The organism is Streptomyces sp. NPDC060205 (assembly GCF_042728395.1).
In the GTDB taxonomy this organism is placed as follows: Bacteria; Actinomycetota; Actinomycetes; order Streptomycetales; family Streptomycetaceae; genus Streptomyces.
The window spans coordinates 22,153-44,158 of sequence record NZ_JBHWZP010000042.1; the positions used below are offsets into that span (position 1 = coordinate 22,153).

The window sequence follows — 22,006 nt, forward strand, 5'->3', positions numbered from 1 at the left end:
TACGCCGCCAGGGGGTCATGGTGTCCAGCCCCGCACCGCCTCCGTCGCCACGGCTCTGAACTGGCGGACCGTGCGGTGCCAGCGGTACTGGGCGGCGCGGTCGCCGGCCGCCTTGCCCATGAGGGTGCGACGGTGCGTGGACAGGGCGAGGGTGCACCAGGCCGCCGCGAACGACGACTCGCCGCGGGCCAGCAGACCCGTCTCGCCGTCCACGATCGAGTCGCGCAAGCCGGGTACGTCGAAGGCGATCGCGGGTGTCTCGCGGGCCGCCGCCTCCGTGACCACCAGACCCCAGCCCTCCACGGCGGAGGGGTGCAGCAGCAGCCAGGCGGCACAGAGCAGGCGGTGCTTCTCCGCTTCGGAGACATGGCCGGTGAACTCGACGCCGGGACCGGCCAGTTGCTGGAGACGCTGCCGTTCGGGGCCGTCGCCGACGATCACCAGCCGGCCGCCGGTGACCGGACGGACCCGTTCCCACAGGCGCAGCAGCAGTTCGATCCGTTTGTACTCGACGAGCCGTCCCACCGCCAGGAACAGCGGCTCCGGTGAACGCTCGGCCGGTGCGCCCGGCTCCTCCACACCGTTGTGCACGACGCGGATGCGTTCGCGCTCGACACCGATGGCGCGCAGCGCGTGGGCGGTCGAGGGGGAGACGGCGACCAGCAGGCCGCCGCGCTGCCCGCCCGCAAGTGCCCAGTGTTCGAGTCTTCGTCCGAGCCGGGCGGCGGGGGCCAGCGGTCCGCCGAACCGCATCCGCCACAGGTCGGTGTGCACGTGGTTGACCAGGCACAGGGTCGGTCCGCGGTGCCACAGCGGCGCCAGGTACGGCATGCCGTTGCAGACCTCCACGAGCAGGTCGCAGTCGCCGACCTGACGCTGGAACGCCGATCTGGCGCGCAGATAGTGGCCGAGGTCGCCGCCCGCCGACACGACGCGGTAGTCGCGGTACGCGGCGGGGCCGCCGCACAGCAGGGTGACCTGGTGGCCGAGGTGGGTCAGCCCCTCGGCGAGTCTGTCGACGAGGAGTTCGGAGCCGCCCGCTGCTTCGTTGCCGTAGTCACGGCGGGCGAGGAAAACGATTCGGCGCGGCTGTGGGGGGAGCGCCGGGTGTCGCTGCGCGGAGCGGGGGAAGGCGGCGCGCAACGACGAAGGCACGTGCTGGGGCATGGGTGCTCCAACTCGTCTCGGGGTGCGGAACCAAAGTGGGGCGTGGGGGGTTGGTGCGTTCCGGTGCGTATGGGGGTGTGTGGGGCGGTGCGGTCGGTCCGTTCGGTGCGGGAACCCTGAATGTCCCGCGGTGGCGGTCCGTATGGAGGGGTGGAACCGATCTGCCGGTGCTTCGGTGCTTCGGTGGGGTCTGTGCCGGGGTCTTGGCGGGACTTCTGTGGGGTGTGTTCCGTGGGGGTGAACGGGGCCTGCTGTGACGGGGTGCGGATGGACCGTGTTCGGGACGGACCGTGTTCGGGTGGGGTGGACAGTTTTCGCCCGCTGGTTCGCTGCGGCTACTCACCGAAGTGACAATTTCGGGCCTTTGTGGAGCTGACGTCTCATCACATTGTGAGCGGTTCCTGGGAGCTCTCGGGCGTATCGGGATGCGGACGCCCTCGTACCACCAAAACGGCACCCACCGCGGCCAGGAGGAAACCGACAATTCCCGCTCCCAGCGGCACCGTCCGCCCCACCGCGCGCAGCAGACCGCTGTCCGTGTCGGCGAGATCCACCTGCTGCCTCTGGGTCTCGGGGGTGAACGCGATCCGCTTGCTGTCGAGCAGGACGACGGCGTCCTTCTTCGTCCCGGGCGCCCGGAGCGTCTTGCGGGGGCCGATCGCCGCGTAGATGATCCGGCCGGTGCGCTGGTCGGCGACCAGTTCGACGCCGTGGTTGGAGTACCACTCCTCGGCGAGCACCTGGCCCGCGTCCTCCACCCCCACGAGGGTGCCCGGCACCAGCCTGGTGCCGGTCTTGGTGGCGGGCACGGTCCCGGTGAACCGCAGACCCTTGTACCCCTGGATCCGCTTCTCACCCCGGTACTTCAGCGTGACGGTCGAACCGAGGGTGTTGTCCCACCAGATGTACGAGCGTTTCTGCACGTCGAAGGGGAACTTGAGGTAGGCCTCGCCCTCGAAGTACGGCTTCTCCTCGCAGCAGTGGACCGGCTTGTTCGTCTTGCGGTCGGTCACCCAGCGCTCCATGGTCCACTGGAGCGAGTCGTGCGGATCGGCCGCGGGCAGCGACTTGTCCGTGTCGACGGACGTGGACACGTCCCAGACCGCCCGGCCGCTCTTCTCGCTCTCCGCGACGTCCCCGCGGACCTGCCGGGTGATGGTGATCTTCTTGTCGTCGACGGTCTCGATCGCGTCGGTGTCGAAATAACTGCCCGTGCCGGTGAAGACGGTCGTCTGATCGGTGTCGATGGGAGTGCGCTGCGCGCGTGGTTCGACGTACCAGGCGAGCAGCGGGGCCAGGACGAGCAGGAAGACGCCCAGACCCAGTATGACCAGGGAGAAGGGTGTGGCGGTACGGCGCATCCGGGCACTCCAAGGGCTCTTGGTGACGCGGCACGGTGGGGGAGGGTGCAGGTGCGGTATGGGCCGGGAACCGTAGGCGCACCCTTGACGAAGTGTCAATGCGTTGATGACACTGAGGACTTGCCGGCACCGGGGACTCGCCGGCCGGGGCGAGGTGGGCCCGGTGGCGAGGGAGATGCGCCGCGCCCGTCAGGGGCGCGGGGAACTGCGCGACCAGCCACGGTCGGCCCGCAGATTCCGGGATTTCGGACGGCGCTCCCAGCGGAGCGCCGCGGTGGGGGTGACCTTTCGACAGAGAGGCTGACCCGCGATGTCCAGACTGCTCGCCGCCCTGCTGACCGTGACGGCCGCCGCCGTGCTCGCCGTGGGCGCCGCCCTCGGCATCGTCGCGCTGCTCGACGCGACCCCGGAACAGCCGAACACACCGCTCATCACCTATGAGACGGCCGGCCGGGAGCGCTGACCATGCCTCTCCGCCCGGCACCCGTCACCGTGCGCTCCGCCTGGCACGACGTACCGCGCCTGCAGGTGCGGCAGTTCGCCGCGCTCGCGATGGCCGAGGCGCCCGCGCTCGCCGAGGAGATCCTCCAGGAGATCCAGCACGAGTACCCGCATCTGCCGGTCGTGCTCGACGACTCCGGCGAGCCGATGGCGCTGGTCGGCATCCGCCGGGCCATCGAGGTGTTCGTCCAGCATCTGGAGACCGCCGAGGGCCGGCCGCGCGTGCACCCCGAGGTCTTCCAGGAGTTCGGCCGCGGCGAGGGCATCAACGGCCGCAGCCTCGACTCGCTCCAGGCGATCTACCGGCTCGGGGTACGGCTCGCTTGGCGCCGCTTCGCCGAGATCGGCACGCGTGTGGAGATCCCGCCGCCCGCGATGTACGAGCTGGTCGACGCCGGGTACGAGTACCTGGACGGGCTGGTCGACCAGTCCGTACGCGGTTACGCCGAGGCCGCCGCCCGGCAGGCCGGGGAACGCCTGAGGCTGCAGCGCCGGCTGATGGAACTGCTGCTGGCCGAGCACCACCGCGGTGATCCGGCCGAGGCGCTCACCGAACGGGCCGCGCGGATCGGCTGGCCGCTGCCCGACAGGGTCGCGGTCGGAGTGCTGCTGCGGCCCGCCCGGGAGGCCGTCGCGCCCGCCGTGAGCCAGGGCGTACTGCTGGACATGGAGTACGAGCAGCCCCGCATGGTCGTGCCCGAGCCCGACGCCGCCGGGCGCCCCGAACTGCTGCACCGGGCGCTGACCGGCTGGGCCGGCGCGATCGGGCCGCCCGTGCCGCTGCGCGACGCGGCGAAGTCGCTGCGCTGGGCGGAGGCGGCGGTACGGCTGATGGAGCGCGGGCTGCTGCCCGCGGGAGAGGTGTTGTACTGCACCGAGCACACCGAGGCGCTGGTCCTGCTGCAACCGGAGGAGCTGATCGACGACCTGGCGCTGCGCTGTCTGGAGCCGCTCGCCCACTGCGGTCCCACGCACGGGCGGCGGCTCGCCGAGACGATGCTGGCCTGGCTGGAGACACGGGGCGGGGCTCCCGAGGTGGCCGCGCGCCTGGGGGTCCATCCGCAGACCGTACGGTATCGCCTTCGGCAGATCAGGGAGCTGTGGGGGGACGAGGTCGACGACCCCGACCGGCGCTTCGAGCTGGAACTGGTGCTCCGGGCCCAGCGCCTCCGCGGCGAACTGGGCGACCCCCGAGCCCGCCGCTGAGAACAACCTCCCTTTCCCACCCACCCAACCGTTTGCGGCAGTCGCCCGGTGCGCCTCCACAGCAGGGGCCCACCCCACGATGCGGCCCCCCGGTCACGCGCGCTTATTGCCCCACCCAACCCGTGTGAGTAGCCTGTGTTCGCTATGCCGATCGGCTGTTGAAATTTCGAACATAAGGGAGGGGGCCAGTTGTGGGACGCCTCGTACCTGCCGTAACCAGGGCTCTCGACATACTTGAGCTCTTCCTCGACGGGGACGGCACACTCTCCGCCCCCGACATCGTGCGCCGGCTGCAGTTGCCGCGCACCACCGTCCACGAACTGGTGACGACGCTCGCCGCACGTTCGTACATCACGCCCGTACCGGGTCAGCCCGGACGCTACCGGCTCGGTGTCCGGCCGTACCAGCTCGGCAGCCGCTACTCCGAGCAGCTGGACCTGGCCGCCGAGGGGCAGCAGGTCGCCCGGTCCGTCGCGGAGACCTGCGACGAGACCGTGCACGTGGCGATCCTGGAGGGCACGGACGTCATCTACATCGCCAAGGTCGACTCCACGCACGCCGTGCGCATGGTGTCCGCCGCCGGCCGCCGCCTCCCCGCGCACTGCACCTCCGTGGGCAAGATGCTGCTCGCCTCGCTGTCCGAGCCCGAGCTGACCTCGCGGATCCCCGACGACGCCGACCTGATCCGGATGACGCCGAACAGCATCACCGACCCGGGCGCCCTGCGCGAGGCCCTCGTCGAGATCCGCGCCCGCGGTGTCGCGGTGGAGAGCCGGGAGTCGAACCCCGACGTCAGCTGCATCGCCGCGCCGGTGCGCGACCGCACGGGCCAGGTCGTGGCAGCGCTGTCGATCTCCGTGCCGATGATCCGCTGGAGCGAGGACCGCAAGGCCGAGCTGGAAGGGCTCGCCGTCAAGGGCGCGGCCGAGCTGTCGGAGCGACTCGGACACCGGAGCGTCGGATGAGCCGCCGGCCGTCGGGGGCGCACGCGTACGAGGTGGCCGTCCGGGCGGAGGCGGCCCTCGGGGAAGGCCCCACCTGGGACGCCGACGCCCAGCGGCTCATCTGGATCGACATCCTCGGGTCCCGGGTGTTCACGTACGACCCGGTCTCCGGCCGGCGCACGGTACTCGCCACCGAGCAGCACGTGGGCGCCGCCAAGCCGCGGGCGGGCGGCGGCCTGGTCGTCAACCTCCGCGACGGAATAGGCCTGTACGGCCCGGACTCGGTGACGGGTGCGGACGGGGTCTCCGGCGGGAGCCGCACCGGCGACCCCTCCTCTGCCGCTCAGGAATTCCGCTGGCTGCACCGAGAGGTCGTCCCCGGCCGCCGGGCCAACGACGCGGCGGTCGCGCCCGACGGTTCCCTGTGGGCGGGCACCATGCGCTACGACGAGGCACCGGGCGGCGGCTCGCTCTCCCGGTTCGCCCCGGACGGCTCGGCCGAGACCGTCCTCGACGACGTGGCGGTGAGCAACGGCACGGGCTGGAGCCCCGACGGCCGCCTCATGTACTACATCGACTCACCGACGCGGCGAATCGACGTCTTCGACTACGACGGCCAACGGGTCGCCAATCGCCGTCAGTTGGCGGTCGTAGAAGAAGGGGAAGGCTTCCCCGACGGGCTCACCGTCGACGCCGACGGCTGTGTCTGGGTCGCCCTGTGGGACGGCGGCGCCATCCGCCGCTACACCCCGTCCGGCGAACTGGACCACGTGCTCGAACTCCCCGTCCCCCGCCCCACGGCCTGCACATTCGGCGGCGCGGACCTGACGGACCTGTACATCACAACGGCCCGCACGGGCTTGGAAGCACCGCACCCGCTGGCGGGCTCGGTGCTCGTCGTCCCCGGCGCGGGGAGGGGGCTCGCACAACCGGCGTTCGCCGGTTGAGGATCCGCCGGTGACAGCCTGCGAAATCTGTTACTTTCACCGTCTGTTGCGTCGTGGGGGGATTCATTGACGGTGGACCAAAGGGGAGCGGTCGGGATTCCGGTCCAGGAACCGGGGGCGGGTTCCGACGTGGACCAGGAGCGCCAGGAGTACGAAGAGGTGCTGGACACCGTGGTCACCTCGGTGTCGGAGTCCTACTATTCCCAGCTGGTCCAGGCTGTCAGTGTGGCCAGGGGCCGGGCGCAGGCCGCTCAGTCCACCGTCACCCTTTTCGCCGGTGGGCTGATGGCGGCACTGAGCGTCACGGCCCTGGCCGACCGCCCCGTCGCGGCCCAGTGGATGGGCATCGTGTCCGTGGCGCTCTGGCTCCTGGCGGCAGCCCTGTACCTCTACGCCGTCGCCTCCCCCGTGCCGGAGGACCCGGCGCAGGAACGCAAGGTGGCTTCCCGCCAAGCCCTGATCGACCGGGTGATCACGAAGGTGCGGGACGAGGCCAATGAGATCGACAAGCGCCAGACCCGAGCCAATCGGACCGCGTTCGTGGCGGTCGCGCTGAGCGTCCTGACCTTCGCGACCGCGGTTCTGACCGACCCGGTCCGTGAGACCGCCACGGGCACGGTCGTCATGGACCGGTCCTACGCCTCGGCTCTGAGGGCCCTCTGCTCGAAGGAGTCCGCCGTCACCGGGCGGATCGAGGGGGCGATCCTCAAGGATTCACTGCGAGCGTCGTTCGTCGAGATCGAACCCGCCCGGGGCGTCTGCGAGGTGCGGGACATCACGCTGCAGCTGCCCCGCGGCAAGGTCAGGGCCGTCAGGTGGCAGGATGCCTGACCCAGGGACGACCGCACACTTCCTCGTCCTGGGGCCGCTGCCGGCAGGTGCCCCGGACGGCAGCAGCCCCGACGCATCTGTGCTCGCGGACCTTGCAGCACTGCATGAGACGGGGCACCGGCTCGATGGGATCTTCGTCCTGGGCACGTCAGGCGACCACGCGGACGTGAAGGACCTCGTGACGGAGGCGCAACTCGCCTGCCTGGAACGAGACCACGAGCCCTTCGTCATTCCTGTCCCCGGGCCGGCCGATCGCCGCACCATGCCCGCCAAGCGGTCCCTCGCCCGCGATCTGGCGGGCAACTTCGATCAGGTCGCGTCCGATCTGTGGCGCGGCGAGATGACGGAGGACATCGTCCAGCGGCTGCGGACCGATGTCTTTCCGGACATGGTCGCCTGGGAGGAGGACGGTTACTCGTCCCACCCCGACCGGCGTCCGGGGCTGCTGCCCGGGGACGGCTCCCTGCGCCACACGGTGGGTGCGGGCACGGTCGGACTGCTCTGGGTGAACAGCGTCTTCCGCATGGTGGCCGACGACGCGACTCCCGATCTCGCAGGCTGCTTCAAGGAGCAGCTCGACCACGCGGTGGGCGAGGAGTTCGCGGACTGGGCGAAGCACAACGACCTGACCTTGCTGTTGGCCGGCCGCACCGGCACACTGCCCGAACTGCCCGCGGAAGCAGCGCCCTTGCTGGCCCTCGCCGGCAGTGGAGAGCGCGACGCGAGTGGCTGGTACCTGCCCTTCGGCGATGCCGCTCCGGCGTATCTCCTGCTCCGCGTGGACCTGAGTGCCGACCGTCCGGTCATTGCCGACCTGGCCACCCGCAGGCAGTTGCCGACGACGATCCGGGTCCGCCCCTCCACCACGCCGCGCCCTGTACCGGTCGCCGGGCGACCGGAGGAGGCCTACGACGAGCAGTCGCTCATCACCGACTTCTACCGGCATCTGTCGACCGGTCACATGACCCTCGCTCTGGTCTCGGGACCGGACGAAGACGCCGTCATCGACATCGACGAGTTCAACCGCGGGCTCGCCGAGGCCGTCTACGGCGCTGTGCCCCAGCCCGCGCCCGCCCTGCACGAGACCTGGGCCGCCGCGCGCCGGCAGTTCCCGCCCGAACAGCTGGAACAGCATCTCAGCGCTCTCTCGGTCCCGTCGGGCTACGACGGCCACACGGTGTCCGGACTGCTGCGTGCCCCTTGGTCGCGCCTCTACGACTTCACCGGCAGCGACGTGCTGCCGGTCGCGCGAGGCACCCGGCTGGCGGAAAGCGTTTCTCTCGTCAACGCCTGTCAGGACCCACCGACCGGCAAGCAGGGTGCCCTGGAGATCGTCTCCATGCACGGCTGGTCGCACAGCGACGGCGCCCCGCAGGAGTTCGGTGACGCGTGGTCGGTGCCGCCCAGCGACGCGCGCAGCCTGTGGTTCCGGCGTTTCCGGGCGGAGTTGCTGACCAGGCCCGCGCTCTTCGTGTCCCTCTCCCCGAGCAGCCCCGCCCTGTGGGAGACCCTGCGGATCGCGGGCCGGACCCTTGGCGAGAGCGAGTTTCCGGGCTTCCTCGTCAGTCCGGAGGGCACGGCCGCCGACCGGGCCCGCCTGCGCGACGCGGGGCTGCGGCACATCCGTATGACGCCTGCCGGCTTCGTACGGGACCGGCTCCGCGCCGGGAACCAGGCGCTGGTCGACGGGCGGCGGGTCCTCACCGAGCAGCACGCCGGAACCCGCGACGGTGTGGGAATCGTCCGGGTGGCCGAGCGGGTGGTCGAGGCACCCGCCGGCAGTTGGGAGTTCCTGCTCGGCCGGGATCCGACGTGGGGCGACATCAAGGACAAGAACATCGTGGCCCAGCTCTCGCTGGCCGACGTCGTCGAGGAGCGCACCCGGCCGGTCGAGGGGGAGCGGCAGCCCATGATCCTGGTCAAAGGCACCGCGGGCTCCGGTAAGACCACTGCCCTGATGCAGGTTGCCTACCGGCTCCAGAAGAAGGGCACGAACGTCGGCTGGGTGGACCGCGGCGCGTCCCTGCCGCCCCGGGCCATCGAGGAACAGGCGCGCGAGCAGCGCTTCGACGCGATCTTCGTCGATGACGTCGACATGTTCACGCGCCGTGCCACCTCGCTCATGAAGAACCTCAACGACGACGGCCGCACCCTGGTGGTGGCAGCTATCCGGGTGACCGCCCAGTCGGAGATCGACGCCGATTTCCCTGCCGAGGTGATCAGTTCCGACAAGTTGCTGACGGACGGCGACCTGAAGAAGATCATCAAGGTACTCGACAAAAATCCTCTCATCGGCGACTTCAATCAACCCCGGTTCATGGCCCAAAAGGTGCGCAAACTCCGGGAGAAGTGCGATCAGGGACTGCTCGCCGCGATGATCGAGACGGTGACGGGCAGTTCCCTGACACAGAAGGTGACCAGCGAGTTCGAGGCGCTGGCCCAGCTGGAACGTGCCCCCTACGCGGTGGTGTCCTTCTCCGATTCCTCGCTGGTCTTCCAGCAACGCGGCATCGACGCCGCGGACTTGGTGGAGATCGTCTCCCATCCGGAACCCCCGGGGCCGGGTCACTGGGCCGCGGTGAACACGCTCGTGGACATGAAGTTCCTCGTGCGCACCTCCGAGGGGCGACTCCGATGCCGGCAGCGGACCATCGCCGACACGGTCGTCCAGACCGTGCTGCGGCGGCGTACGGACGACCTGGAACTGGTCATCGCCAAGCTTCTGTTCTTCTACGCGGGGCGCTCCTGGCGCATCACGGACAACCAGCACCGCGATCGCCGAGCCATGATCAAGCTGCTGAACCACAACACCATGCGCGACCTGGGTCTGAAAGCCGAGGCGGCGCGGCGGATCTACGACGGGGCGCACCCGTTCCTCAACCGTGATCATCACTACTGGCTGCAGCGCGCCGAGTACGAGGCCGAGCAGACCAGACTCGATCTCGCCAAGAACCATCTCGCGGCGGCGAAGGGCTGCCCGGGCGGAGCCGAGGACCGTCTCGTCGTCACGGCCGACGCCAAGGTGCGCCTGCGCTTCTCGATGCATGACCCGACTGACGGGGAGCGGCTCCGGGCGGCAGTGGCGGCCGTGCGTGACCTGTCCCAGGTGACCGTCAAGTTCCGGGCCGCGGCTCCGCACGCCTTCGTGGTGCTCGCTCGTGAGGGAAGCCGCTGGCTGGAGCGGTGCGGTGAGGCGTTGACACCCCAGCAGTACGTGGATGCCGTGGGCCTGATCGCGGACGGCATCAACCTCGGGAAGAAGTGTCTGCCGACGAACAATCAGGTCGGATACGCCATGGACGAATACGGACCGAAGGTGGACGAGCTGAACAAGCAGGGGCCGGGCCTGATGCTCTGACGGCACGACAGCCCCTACAGGCCCGATCAGCGCTCAGGCGGCCCGACCTGAATCGTCGGTCCCGTCGGTCCCCTCGGTCAGCGCGGCGGCCGTCATGGTGAGGTGTTCGACCAGGACCGCCGCCGCGGTGTCGGCGTCGCGGGCCAGCGCCGCCTCCTCCAGCCTGCGGTGTTCCCCCGCGCCGTCCCGGCCGGGATTGCGGTGCGTCGACCATCGGCGGGCCAGCTCGCTCGCGGTCCACAGGCGGTCGAAGGTCTCCATCAGCGTGGGGTTGCCGCACCCCTCCAGCAGCGTGCGGTGGAACGCCCGGTGGGCCTCGGCCCAGGCGGCGGTGTAGTACTCACCCTCCTCCGGTGCGAACGCCGGGGTACGGGCCAGCCGATGGTGGGCCGCCCGCACGCGTGCCTCCCAGTCGAGGTCGCCCCGCTGCACGGACATGCGCAGCACGACCGGTTCGATGGTCCTGCGTGCCTCCGCGATCTCCTGCCAGCGGCGGTCCGAGAACGACGGGACCGTGAACCCGCGATTGGGCAGCCGGTCGGCGAACCCCTCCCCGACCAGCCGCACCAGCGCCTCGCGCGTGACGGCCAGACTCACGCCCTCCCGCTTGGCGAGGTCCTGCGGCTTGAGGGCGTCCCCCGGGGCGAAGTCCCCGCGCATGATCGCGTCCCGCAGATGTGCGTGAACCTGCTCGGAGAGCATCTGCTTCCCGGCGGGGGTCGGGGGCCGAGGCGGCGTGTCAGTCATGACCTCAGCATAGACGATTTGCTAGATAATCGATTATTGGTGTTACTGTCGATTGTGTAGCGACCCACAGCGCCGAAAGGAACAGCACATGACCACCAACGACCCCTTCGCCCGCCTCCCCGAGGTCCCCTCCTTCACCGTCACCAGCGCCACCGTCGCCGACGGGGCCGCCTGGCCGCCCGAGCAGCACGCCTCCGGCCTGCCCGGCGGCAAGGACATCTCCCCGCAGCTCTCCTGGAGCGGCGCCCCGGAGGGCACCAAGGGCTACGCCGTCACCGTGTACGACCCCGACGCCCCCACCGGCTCCGGGTTCTGGCACTGGGCGGTCGCCGGCATCCCCCGTACGGTCACCGAACTGCCTGAGGGCGCCGGTGACGACGTGGGCTCGGGCCTGCCCGAGGGTGCGTACCAGCTGCCCAACGACGCACGAGTGGCCCGTTACATCGGCGCCGCCCCGCCCGCCGGGCACGGTCCGCACCGCTACTTCGTCGTGGTGCACGCCCTCGACACCGCCGCCATAGGTGTCCCGGCCGACGCCACCCCGGCCGTCCTCGGCTTCACCATGGCCGGTCACGTCCTCGGCCGCGCGGTCCTGACCGCCACCGCCGAGACTGCTGCTGAAGCCACTGCCGAGACCTCCGCCTGATGGCGCCGCCCCAACTCGCGGCGGAGGGCACCGCGATGGACCTCGAAGCCGTCCGTGAAGTCGGCCGAGCCGTCAGCGCGGCCCATCTGTTCACCTACCTCGCCCCCGAAGGAGCCCAGGAGGCGGCCGAGTTCGGTGTCACCGACCGCGGACCCGCGTACCTGGCGTTCCGGTCGGCCGCGATGGGCGCGGTTCCGTGGCAGGTCACGCTCGCGGCCTTCTACAACTTCAGCCCCCGGGCGGTCCGGGCCATGGACGGCGTGTGGGACGCCGCGCCGCCCGAGCGGTGGCAGGCCGCCCGCTTCCGGGCCGCAGGGCGGGCGATGCGGCGCGTCGGCGTGCGCATCACGGAGGACCGGCTCGCCGAGGCGCGAGCGCTGATCGACCCGGTCGTGGCCGCGGCCGACTACGCGGGCAAGACGCTGGCCGCCGCGAACGCGTCGGTCGCGCTGCCGCCGGATCCGCTGGTCGCGCTGTGGCAGCAGATCACGGTGGTACGCGAGTGGCGCGGCGACGCACACCTCGTCGTACTGGCGGACAACGGCGTCGGGCCGTGCGACTGTCTGGTGCTGCACACCGCGTCGGGCGGCCTCCCGGCGGCTCTCGCGCGCAGAACCCGCCGGTGGAACGACGAGGAGTGGGCCGCGGCGACGGCACGCCTGGTGGCACGCGGCTGGTTCGACTCCGCGACCACGGGCGCCGACACCGCATCCGCCGACGCCACGAACACCGGCACCACACCCGTCACCATCACCGCCCTCACCGACGCCGGCCGCGCGGCCCGCGAGCGGATGGAGGCGGAGACGGACGAGCACTGCGCCGCGCTCTGGGCGCCGATCGGCGACGCGGGCGCCCGCCGCCTCGCCGCACTCGTCGCACCGATCACCGACGCCTTCACCGCGGCGGGGACGTTCCAGAGCCTTCGTCCTACGTGAGCCCCAGCCCCGGTCGGTCACAGGTATCCACAGGTATCCACAGGGAAATTCCTGCGCAAAGCATTGACGAGTAAGCGCTTCCTATCTACGGTCCGTTCGAAGTTACGAGCATCAATCGAAATCTCGAACGGAGTCTCCGGCGGAGACATCTCGAACAGATGGGGCAGGGCATGGGACGACCTGGCCTGAATCGCAGGCAGCTCCTGGCGGGACTCGGCGGCGCGACGGTCGCGGGCAGCTTCGGATTCGCCGCGCTCGGCACCGGAGCGGACGCACTCGCCTCCGGCGCCGACACCCGCGTGCGCTACTGGAACCTCTTCAGCGGCGGCGACGGCTACAACATGATCGCGATGCTGGACTCCTTCCGTGAGGCGAACCCGGACATCGACGTGAAGGACTCGACCCTCCAGTGGGGGAGCCCCTTCTACACCAAGCTGGCCATGGCGGCGGCGGGCAGCCGCGCCCCCGACCTGGGCGTCATGCACCTGGGCCGGGTCACCGGTTTCTCGCCGGGCCGGCTTCTCGACCCCTGGGACGTCGACCTGCTCGCCAAGTACGGCGTGCGGGAGGCGGACTTCAACCCCGAGCTGTGGAAGCGCGCCGTCATCGGCGGCAAGCTCTACGCGCTCCCGCTCGACATCCACGTCCAGCTCTGCTTCTACCGCAAGGACGTGCTGAAGAAGGCGGGCCTGCTCGGCGACGACGGCCACCTCGTGCCGGTCACCTCCGTCGACGAGTGGTTCGACGTCCTGAAGGAGGCCAAGAAGGCCACCAAGAAGGGCCTGCAGACCATCGGCATGTGGTCCAGCGACCAGAACTTCCAGTGGTGGTTCTTCGTCGCGTTCTACACCCAGCTCGGCGGCACCTGGTTCGACGACGCCAACACCGAGGTCACCTTCGACACCGACAAGGCCACGCGGGTACTGGAGTTCCTGCGCCGGCACATCACCGACGGATACGTGAACCCGGGCTTCGCGGGCGGCGCGGGCGCCGAACAGTTCGTCAACGGCGGCCCGTTCGTCTGGGAGGGCAACTGGTCGGTGCCCGTCTTCGACGGCGCGAAGATCGAGTACGGCGCCACCCCGCTGCCCCCGGTCTTCGGCCGGCGGGCGACCCACGCCGAGTCGCACTCCTTCGTCCTGCCGCACCAGGCCGACCGCGGCGGAGCCGCCAACGAGGGCGCGCACCAGCTGGCCGCCTACATCGTCCAGCACGCCCAGCAGTGGGCCGCCGGCGGTCACATCCCCGCCTACACGCCGACCCTGTCCTCGGCCGCGTACAAGAAGATGAACCCGCAGAGCGAGTACGTCTCGGCGATGGACCACCAGGCCACCGAGCCGAAGGTGTGGTTCGCCGGGTCCACCGGCATCCTCGCCCAGCGCGTCGGCCCGATCGTCGTCTCCTCCACGGTGGGCTCCGCCAAGCCGGACGCCGCCGCCCGCAGCATGAGGAGCACGCTCACCGGGCTGCTCGCCTCGAAGAACCCCATGGACGGCAGGACCGCCGCGCAGGGAGGTGCGGTCGCATGACGACGACCAGCGCTCGGACCGTCATCACTGCGGCGCGTACGAGGACGGCGGCCGACACCGCCACCGTCCGCCGCAAGCAGGGCTTCCAGCACGGCGGCTGGTTCGTCGCCCCGTTCCTCGTGCTGTTCGCGCTGTTCGTGATCTGGCCGCTGCTGCGCGGCCTCTACCTCAGTTTCACGGACGCCAACATCTCCGGCGACGCCACCAGCTTCATCGGCCTCGACAACTACCGCGAGGCCGTCGACGACCCGCTGGTGTGGGAATCGCTGGGCCACAGCGCCTACTTCACGCTCCTGGTGGTGCCCTGCATCACCGTCCTCGCCTTCCTCCTCGCGATGCTCGCCCACCACATCGAGCGCGGGAAGTGGCTGTGGCGGCTGTGCTTCTTCGCCCCGTTCCTGCTGCCGTCCACCGTCGCCGCCAACCTGTGGCAGTGGCTGTTCAACCCCGGTACCGGCATGGTCAACCACGTCCTCGGCATCGAGACGGCCTGGCTGACCGACAAGTCGTACGCCATGCTCGCCGTCGTCGTCTGCACCCTGTGGTGGACGGTCGGCTTCAGCTTCCTGCTCTACCTCGCCGCCCTCCAGGGCATCCCCGCGCACCTCTACGAGGCCGCGAAGCTGGACGGCGCGAACGCCTGGCACCGCATGGTCCACATCACCCTGCCGATGCTGCGCAACATCACCGGACTCGTCCTCGCGCTGCAGATCCTCGCCTCGCTCCAGGTCTTCGACCAGGCCGTGGTGATGATGGACTTCCTGCCGGGACCCGAGGGCTCCACGCGCACCTTCGTGCAGTACACCCTCGAAGAGGGCTTCACCAGCTACCGCGTCGGCTACGCCTCCGCGATCTCCATCATCTTCTTCGTGATCATCGCGGCCGTCGCCCTCGCCCGGATGTGGCTGCTGCGCAACCGTGAGGAGGGCGGCCGATGACCACCGCCGCAGCACAGACCCCCGACGGGACGCGGATACGCGCCAAGGCCCCCGGCGCCGGGAGCGGCAGGCACGGCGACCGCAGGCCGTGGACGCCCAGCCAGATCCTGCTCACCCTGCTCGCGACCGCCGTCTCGGTGGTGTTCCTCGCGCCGCTCCTGTGGGCGCTGTTCACCTCGCTGAAGTCCGAGACCGAGGCCGTCGAGGTGCCGACGCACTGGCTGCCGGAGGAGTGGACGGCCCAGGCCTGGTCGGCGATCTTCGAGACCGGCAACATCACCAACTGGTTCGTGAACTCGCTGGTGGTCTCGGTGTGCGTGACGTTCGTGGTGCTGAGCGTCAGCGCGCTCGCCGGATACGGTTTCGCCCGCACCGAGTTCCGCGGCAAGAAGGCCCTGCTGGGCCTGGTCATGACCGGCCTGATGGTCTCCCCGGCCGTCCTCGGCGTCCCGCTCTTCACCACCGTCCAGCAGATGGGGATGGTCGACACCTACTGGGGCATGATCCTGCCGCAGTGCGCGCCCGCCGCGATGGTCTACATCCTCTACAAGTTCTTCCAGGGCATCCCGCACGAACTGGAGGAGGCGGCCTTCATCGACGGCGCGGGGCGCTGGCGGGTCTTCTTCACCATCGTGCTGCCGCTGTCCCGCCCCTCCCTCGCCGCGGTCGGCATCTTCACCTTCATCGCGTCCTGGAACAACTTCCTGTGGCCGTACATGGTGACCAACAACCCCGACCTGATGACCATGCCGAACGGCATCGCGACCGTCATGAACTCCTACGGCATCCAGTGGGCCCAGCTCATGGCCGGCGGCCTGATGGCGGGCCTGCCGCTGATCATCGTCTTCGTCTTCTTCCAGCGCCAGATCGTGGCGGGCGTCGCCCACACGGGCCTGGCGGGCCAGTAGCCCCACAACTCCCGCCAGCCCCGCAAGGGGCGCGGGGCTGTGACATGAGCGGCTCCGCCGCGCGGGCGCGACCAGCCACAACGAACCCGCACCCGCCGACGCACCACAAGCCACCCACCCCGAAAGGCGAAACGGCACCATGCAAGATAAGGCACACTTCACACTCGACCCCGCCTTCACGGTCGGCGAGGTGAACCCCCGCCTCTTCGGCTCCTTCGTGGAACACCTGGGCCGCTGCGTCTACACCGGCATCTACGAGCCCGAACACGACACCGCGGACGCGGCCGGCCTACGCCAGGACGTCCTCGACCTGGTGAAGGAACTGGGCGTCACAACGATCCGCTACCCCGGCGGCAACTTCGTCTCCGGCTACAAGTGGGAGGACTCGGTAGGCCCCGCCGAGGACCGCCCCCGCCGCCTGGACCTGGCCTGGCGCTCGACGGAGACGAACCGCTTCGGCCTGTCCGAGTACATCGCGTTCCTCAAGAAGCTGGGCCCGCAGGCGGAGCCCATGATGGCGGTCAACCTCGGCACGAGGGGCGTCGCCGAGGCCCTGGAACTCCAGGAGTACGCCAACCACCCGTCGGGCACGGCCCTGTCCGACCTCCGCATCGCGCACGGCGACAAGGACCCCTTCGCCATCCGCATGTGGTGCCTGGGCAACGAGATGGACGGCCCCTGGCAGACGGGGCACAAGACGGCCGAGGAGTACGGCCGCCTCGCCGCCGAGACGGCCCGCGCCATGCGCCAGATCGACCCGGGTGTCGAACTCGTCGCCTGCGGCTCCTCCGGCCAGTCCATGGACACCTTCGCCGAGTGGGAGGCGACGGTCCTCAAGGAGACGTACGACCTGGTCGACCACATCTCCCTGCACGCCTACTACGAGCCCTACGACGGCGACGTCGACTCCTTCCTCGCCTCCGCCGTGGACATGGAGTCCTTCATCGAGAACGTGGTCGCCACCTGCGACCACATCGGCGCGCGGCTGAAGTCGAAGAAGAAGATCAACCTCTCCTTCGACGAGTGGAACGTCTGGTACCTGTCGCGGACCCAGGAGGAGGCCGAGCGCAACCCGCTGGACTGGCCGGAGGCACCCCGGCTCCTGGAGGACAACTACAACGTCACCGACGCCGTCGTCTTCGGCTCCCTGCTCATCGCGCTGCTGCGGCACGCGGACCGGGTGACGATCGCGTGCCTGGCCCAGCTCGTCAACGTCATCGCGCCGATCATGACCGAGCCGGGCGGCCCGGCCTGGCGCCAGACGACGTTCTTCCCGTTCTCCCAGGCCTCGCGGTACGGGCGCGGCCAGGTCCTCGACGTACGCGTGGAATCACCGACGTACGAGACGGCGAAGTACGGCGAGACGCACCTGCTGCACGCGACCGCGGTACGGGCCGAGGACGGCTCGGTGACCGTCTTCGCCGTCAACCGCGGCCGGACGGACGCGCTGCCGCTGGAGGTGTCGCTCGGCTCGCTCGGCCTGACGACGGTGGTGGAGCACAGCGTCCTGTCCGACGCGGACCCGGACGCCCGCAACACCCTCACCGAGCCGGAGCGCGTCACCCCGTACCCGGCCACCGGAACCACCCTCCACGACGGCACGCTCACCACCACCCTGGAACCCCTCTCCTGGAACGTGATCCGCCTGGTCTGATCCGGCCCGCCGTCCACGAGGTCCCGGCGCCCCCGGCCCTCCCCGGCCCCCTGTCCCGTGCCGTCCGCCCCGCCTGTGCGCCGTCCTCATCCCACGCTCAGGCAATCCTCAGTTCGGGCACCTAGCGTCCCGTGCGTCCCTTCCGTCTCCCGCAGGCGCTTCCCGGAGGGACACCGCGACACGACGGGACGGACTCGGACACGATGCGCACGCTGGTACTGCTCGCCCTGGCGGGCCTGGGCGCCCAGCTGGTGGACGGCAGCCTCGGTATGGCCTACGGCGTGACCTCGACCACCCTGCTCCTCTCCATGGGCACCAACCCGGCCGCCGCCTCCGCCACGGTCCACCTCGCGGAGATCGGCACGACCCTGATGTCCGGCGCCTCGCACTGGCGCTTCGGCAACGTGGACTGGAAGGTCGTCGTCCGGATCGGCGTACCGGGGGCCGTCGGGTCGTTCCTCGGCGCGACCGTCCTGTCGGGGCTGTCCACCGGGGTCGCCGAGCCCGTGATGTCCCTGATCCTGCTCGGGCTCGGGCTGTACGTCATGTCCCGGTTCACCTTCCGCGGCCTGCCCAAGGGCAACCTCGGCAAGCCGCTGCGCAAGCGGTTCCTGTCGCCGCTCGGCCTGGTCGCCGGGTTCCTGGACGCGACCGGCGGAGGCGGCTGGGGCCCGGTCGGTACGCCCGCGCTGCTGGCCGGCGGCCGGATGGAACCCCGCAAGGTCATCGGCTCCATCGACACCAGCGAGTTCCTCGTCGCCGTCGCCGCCAGCCTCGGCTTTCTCTTCTCCCTCGGCTCCCAGGGCCTGAACTGGCGCTGGGTCGCCGCGTTCCTGATCGGAGGCCTGATCGCGGCGCCGGTCGCGGCCTGGCTGGTGCGCCTGCTGCCGCCGCGCGTCCTGGGCTCGGCGGTCGGCGGAATCATCGTCGTCACCAACGTCCGCACACTGCTCGGAAGCGACTGGATCGCGGCGCCGACCACGCTGAGCGTCTGCGTGTACGTACTCCTGTACGCCCTGTGGGCCACGGCACTGACGTACTCGATCCAGGCCCACCGCAAGGAGAGGGCGAGGGAGCGCCCCCTGGCGCCCCTGGGCGCCCAGAGGGGGCCCTAGGGCCCCGAAGGGGCGCGGGGAACTGCGCGCCCAGCCCCCACCGGACCCGCACCCGAGACGAAACCCCACACGAAACCCCACACGGAACCCCACATCGCACGACCCCGCAACACGCCAGTGCCCCAAGTGGGAACGCACCCGCGGCGAATGACCTCCCCCGTGGGCCATTCGCCGCGCACTGCGCACGCTACGAGGCGACGCCCGCCGACGACCACCGTGCACGCCGCCCAGATTCGGCCGACGGGTGTGCACGCTGTCCACCTGCCACGCGCAGGGCGTGCACGAGGTCGTGGACGCCCGAACCGGTGGTCAGCAGATCGCGGTTGAGGAGGCGCTCGGCGGCCCGCAGATGAGCGCGGACCGTGTTGCGGCTCAGGCCCACCCGCGCGGCCGTGCGCTGCGCGTCGGTGTTGGCGTCGATCCAGGCCTCCACGGTGCGGAACAGATCGCGGTGCCGGGTGTCGCGGAGCGGGTGCAGGAAGGGCTCCGCCCACGCGGTGGCGGGGGAGGTGCGCAACAGCTCCCCGAGCGGTGGCGCGACCAGCTGGACGGTGTCGCCCTGGGCGGTGTCGGCGGGATCGGCGGACTGGAGTGCGGTGAGGGACAGGGCCAGATCGAGCGTGGCACGGGTGCGGACCTCGCCCAGGTCGACGCCCAGTGCCTCCTCCGCCCGGCGGCAGTGGGCCGTGACGGTGGTACGGCTGAGGTGCAGCAGCCGGGCCACGCCGGACCGCGAGAACGTCACGGCCAGCCGGACGACGTCGAGGGTGGGCTTGGGCACGGCCTGCAACGGCTCCAGATGGGCGCGCGCCCAGGCGAGGGCCGCTCGGCGCGGCAGCACGTGCACCAGCGAGGGCCGGCCCCGGTAGGCGGCCAGCCGGCCGGGGGAGTTGCGGGCGACGGCCAGGGCGTGCACGGCCTCTCCGTAGGCCTCACCCGTGGCGGCGAGCGGATGGGGCCTGCTGACGCCGAGCGCGTACCCCTGGTTCTCCGCGACGAGCCGGCGCAGCACCTCGCCCTGCCGGAACCGGCCGCCCAAATCGGGGTCATCGGCCACGGGACAGATCAACTGCTCCTTGAAGACCGGGCAGTTCACCATCAGGCCCGGCCCGTGGTAGCCCGACGGGTCCAGATAGGTCCTGGTCAGCCGGTCGCGGTCGGCGGGCGGGCAGTGCAGGAGATGGACGCGTACGCGCTCCGCGTTCAGCAGCGGCGGTACGTCACCGGTCGTCATCCGGCGTGCCATGGTGACGTCTCCGGCCAGCAGCGCGGTCAGTACCGCGAACCGCAGCTGCGCCGCCTTCGCCTCGTACCCCCGGGTGCCGTCGTCGGCGTCCGACGCCCTGCTCAGCAGGTCGACGACGCCGCCCGCCTGCGAGGCCAGCGCGGCGGCCTCCCGCGGCAGCGGCGACGCGCTGACCGTCACCAGCACCGGGCGCGGCCCGCGTCCCCCGAAGGCCTCCAGACGGACCTCCCGCTCGCCGACCCGGGTGGTGGCCGCGGCCAGCCGTCCGCCGGACAGCCGTCCCACCTGTTCCGTCAGCGCGTCCGCGATCCGCCGGGGGAAGCCGGCGGTGGCCGTCTCGACCGTGCCCTCGCGGCCGATCCAGGCGACCTGCGCCCCGGTGCGGCGGCCGAGCCAGTCCAGTACCTCCGCCGGGGTGCCCTGCCGCCGTACGAGCCGCAGCAGTTCGTCGACGTCCTCCCCGTGTCCCGGCACCCCCACAGCTCCCACGCACCTTCCCTGCCCCGCCTGCCACGGTCCGACAGGGGGGCACCCTAGTGCGCCCCCCTGTGACGGTCACGCCACCGCCGTGGGCGCCAGTTCCCGCAGTTCGGCGAGGGCCGCCGCGACGGCCGGGCGCTCATGGCCTCCGGCGCGGGTGCAGGTGAGGAGTTTGCGGTGCGGGTCGCCCGTGCAGCGGACGCGCGTGATCGGCAGGTGGGGGGTCAGATGGGCGAGCCGCGGGATGAGCGCGACACCGAGGCCGTGCGCGACGAGGTGGGCCGTCACGTTCCAGTCCCAGGCCTGGTGGACGATGTCGGGGGTGAATCCGGCGGCACCGCACGCGGACAGCACCTGCAGACGGCAGGGGTTGTCCTCGGACGGCGCGATCCACTCCTCGCGGGCGGCCTCCGCGAGATCCGTCCGCTCGCGTCCCGCCAGCCGGTGCGTGTCGGGCACGACCAGGTCGTACGGGTCGTCCAGCAGCGGCTGCTGGTCGAACCGGGCGTCGCTGATCGGGGGATTGCGCGAGGTCGCCTCGACGACCGCGAGATCGGCCCCGCCCTCGAAGAGCAGGTCGAAGCTCTCCGGTACGACCGCCTCCTGGATACGGATGGAGAGGCGGGGGTGGCGTTCGCGCAGGCGGGCCGCCATCGGGGCGATCAGCACCGAGACGGCCATCGGGAAGCCGGTGACCCTCAGCAGTCCGGCCGGATCGTCGTGGTCGGCGCGCAGGTCCAGCTCCGCCTGGTCCCAGCGGGCCTGGATCGCGTCGGCGTGCGTGATCAGGCTGCGCGCTGCGGAGGTCAGGCGGACGCCGCGGCCCTGTGGCTCCAGCAGGACGACGCCCAGCTCACGGGCGAGCTGGCGGACCTGCTGGGAGGCGGCGGAGGTGGTCAGGTGCAGGGCTCTGGCGGCGGCGGTGACCGTGCCGTAGTGCTCGACGGCTCGCAGGACGTGTAGTCGCCGCAGATCAATCATGAAGCCCAGGCTTAAGGGTCACATCCAGAAAGTCAACGTAGACGTGAAGGGTCACTGCGTCACACCCTGGGTGTGCCCTCAGGGGGCGCGGGGCCGTATCGATATGCGGCTCCGCCGCGGGGCGCGACAAGCCCCCACACACCCGCAGTCGACCCACTACCTGAGGAGCCCTCCACATGAACAGCGCACAGCGTGACGCGTGCCCGCACTGCGGCTGGCCCGACCGCGCCGAGCCGTTCCAGGTGGTGTCCCGGCACGGTACAGCCGCCGGCCACACGGTCTGGACCCGCTGTGCCTGCGGCTCGCTCCAGGTACGCGCGGTGGACGCGTCCGGCATGCGCGTGCTCAGCCGTAGTGGGCGGGGCTGAGTGTTCTCCGCGGGCCGGTGGGGGCGGGCCTAAAGGATTGCGCAGTTCCCCGCGCCCCTAGAAGTGCGGGCCGGTGGGGGCCGTTCGCGCAGTTCCCCGCGCCCCTGAAGGGCGAAAAGCTGGGGCGCAGCCCCGCTTTTCAGG

The 22,006-nt window shown here is 70.8% G+C and carries 19 protein-coding genes; 14 read left to right on the top strand and 5 right to left on the bottom strand.

The window, feature by feature from the left end; all coding sequences use genetic code 11:
* Positions 1–15: 15 nt before the first annotated feature.
* Together ACFWGJ_RS10570 and ACFWGJ_RS10575 are read right to left on the bottom strand one after the other, a co-directional pair.
* Positions 16–1,167 carry a glycosyltransferase family 4 protein gene (locus tag ACFWGJ_RS10570; protein WP_210882878.1) on the bottom strand — a complete coding sequence of 384 codons (1,152 nt, stop codon included), beginning with the start codon at positions 1,165–1,167 and terminating at the stop codon, positions 16–18.
* 383 nt (positions 1,168–1,550) lie between these two features.
* Complete coding sequence (locus tag ACFWGJ_RS10575) at positions 1,551–2,528, bottom strand: DUF3068 domain-containing protein (protein ID WP_387322416.1); 978 nt, start codon at positions 2,526–2,528, stop codon at positions 1,551–1,553.
* Positions 2,529–2,838: 310 nt separating this feature from the next.
* Here ACFWGJ_RS10575 and ACFWGJ_RS10580 point away from each other — a divergent pair, with 310 nt between their 5' ends.
* From ACFWGJ_RS10580 to ACFWGJ_RS10605, 6 genes are all read left to right on the top strand, one after another.
* Positions 2,839–2,991, top strand: a complete 153-nt coding sequence (locus ACFWGJ_RS10580; RefSeq protein WP_210882880.1) for a hypothetical protein — start codon at positions 2,839–2,841, stop codon at positions 2,989–2,991.
* Positions 2,992–2,993: 2 nt separating this feature from the next.
* Positions 2,994–4,235 carry a helix-turn-helix domain-containing protein gene (locus tag ACFWGJ_RS10585; RefSeq protein WP_387322418.1) on the top strand — a complete coding sequence of 414 codons (1,242 nt, stop codon included), beginning with the start codon at positions 2,994–2,996 and terminating at the stop codon, positions 4,233–4,235.
* A gap of 191 nt (positions 4,236–4,426) precedes the next feature.
* Entirely contained in the window at positions 4,427–5,200 is a 774-nt protein-coding gene (locus ACFWGJ_RS10590) for an IclR family transcriptional regulator (RefSeq protein ID WP_387322420.1), read from the top strand.
* A complete protein-coding gene (locus ACFWGJ_RS10595) occupies positions 5,197–6,126 on the top strand; it encodes an SMP-30/gluconolactonase/LRE family protein (protein ID WP_387322422.1) in 930 nt (309 codons plus the stop codon). The genes ACFWGJ_RS10590 and ACFWGJ_RS10595 overlap by 4 nt, the downstream gene beginning before the upstream one ends.
* A gap of 66 nt (positions 6,127–6,192) precedes the next feature.
* On the top strand, positions 6,193–6,957 hold the full coding sequence (locus tag ACFWGJ_RS10600) for a hypothetical protein (protein WP_387322424.1): 765 nt from the start codon (positions 6,193–6,195) through the stop codon (positions 6,955–6,957).
* The gene (locus ACFWGJ_RS10605) at positions 6,950–10,315 is read left to right on the top strand and encodes a hypothetical protein (RefSeq protein WP_387322426.1); all 3,366 of its coding nucleotides are present in this window, start codon (positions 6,950–6,952) and stop codon (positions 10,313–10,315) included. The genes ACFWGJ_RS10600 and ACFWGJ_RS10605 overlap by 8 nt, the downstream gene beginning before the upstream one ends.
* A 33-nt stretch (positions 10,316–10,348) precedes the next feature.
* Here the strand turns inward: ACFWGJ_RS10605 and ACFWGJ_RS10610 are convergent, their stop codons facing one another.
* Entirely contained in the window at positions 10,349–11,062 is a 714-nt protein-coding gene (locus ACFWGJ_RS10610; protein ID WP_387322428.1) for a GntR family transcriptional regulator, read from the bottom strand.
* An 88-nt stretch (positions 11,063–11,150) separates the two neighbouring features.
* Between ACFWGJ_RS10610 and ACFWGJ_RS10615 the strand changes: the two genes are divergently transcribed.
* The 7 genes from ACFWGJ_RS10615 (at position 11,151) to ACFWGJ_RS10645 (ending at position 18,787) form a co-directional block, all read left to right on the top strand.
* Positions 11,151–11,708, top strand: a complete 558-nt coding sequence (locus ACFWGJ_RS10615; protein ID WP_387322430.1) for a YbhB/YbcL family Raf kinase inhibitor-like protein — start codon at positions 11,151–11,153, stop codon at positions 11,706–11,708.
* Positions 11,708–12,643 (top strand): hypothetical protein, encoded by a 936-nt coding sequence (locus tag ACFWGJ_RS10620; protein WP_387322432.1) that lies wholly within the window; start codon positions 11,708–11,710, stop codon positions 12,641–12,643. The genes ACFWGJ_RS10615 and ACFWGJ_RS10620 overlap by 1 nt, the downstream gene beginning before the upstream one ends.
* Before the next feature lie 170 nt (positions 12,644–12,813).
* Complete coding sequence (locus tag ACFWGJ_RS10625; protein ID WP_387322434.1) at positions 12,814–14,172, top strand: extracellular solute-binding protein; 1,359 nt, start codon at positions 12,814–12,816, stop codon at positions 14,170–14,172.
* Positions 14,169–15,110 carry a carbohydrate ABC transporter permease gene (locus tag ACFWGJ_RS10630; RefSeq protein ID WP_387322436.1) on the top strand — a complete coding sequence of 314 codons (942 nt, stop codon included), beginning with the start codon at positions 14,169–14,171 and terminating at the stop codon, positions 15,108–15,110. Before ACFWGJ_RS10625 ends, ACFWGJ_RS10630 begins: the two co-directional genes overlap by 4 nt.
* Positions 15,107–16,018: a carbohydrate ABC transporter permease gene (locus ACFWGJ_RS10635; RefSeq protein ID WP_387322438.1), complete on the top strand. Its 912-nt coding sequence runs from the start codon at positions 15,107–15,109 to the stop codon at positions 16,016–16,018. The genes ACFWGJ_RS10630 and ACFWGJ_RS10635 overlap by 4 nt, the downstream gene beginning before the upstream one ends.
* Before the next feature lie 139 nt (positions 16,019–16,157).
* Positions 16,158–17,672: an alpha-N-arabinofuranosidase gene (locus tag ACFWGJ_RS10640; protein WP_387322440.1), complete on the top strand. Its 1,515-nt coding sequence runs from the start codon at positions 16,158–16,160 to the stop codon at positions 17,670–17,672.
* 203 nt (positions 17,673–17,875) lie between these two features.
* Entirely contained in the window at positions 17,876–18,787 is a 912-nt protein-coding gene (locus ACFWGJ_RS10645) for a sulfite exporter TauE/SafE family protein (RefSeq protein ID WP_387322442.1), read from the top strand.
* Between the two features lie 187 nt (positions 18,788–18,974).
* On the opposite strand, the gene ACFWGJ_RS10650 is transcribed toward ACFWGJ_RS10645, so the two are convergent.
* Positions 18,975–20,522 (bottom strand): helix-turn-helix domain-containing protein, encoded by a 1,548-nt coding sequence (locus ACFWGJ_RS10650; RefSeq protein ID WP_387322444.1) that lies wholly within the window; start codon positions 20,520–20,522, stop codon positions 18,975–18,977.
* 66 nt (positions 20,523–20,588) lie between these two features.
* Complete coding sequence (locus ACFWGJ_RS10655) at positions 20,589–21,494, bottom strand: LysR family transcriptional regulator (RefSeq protein ID WP_387322446.1); 906 nt, start codon at positions 21,492–21,494, stop codon at positions 20,589–20,591.
* 176 nt (positions 21,495–21,670) lie between these two features.
* Between ACFWGJ_RS10655 and ACFWGJ_RS10660 the strand changes: the two genes are divergently transcribed.
* Positions 21,671–21,862, top strand: a complete 192-nt coding sequence (locus ACFWGJ_RS10660; protein ID WP_387322448.1) for a hypothetical protein — start codon at positions 21,671–21,673, stop codon at positions 21,860–21,862.
* The last annotated feature ends 144 nt before the right edge of the window (positions 21,863–22,006 follow it).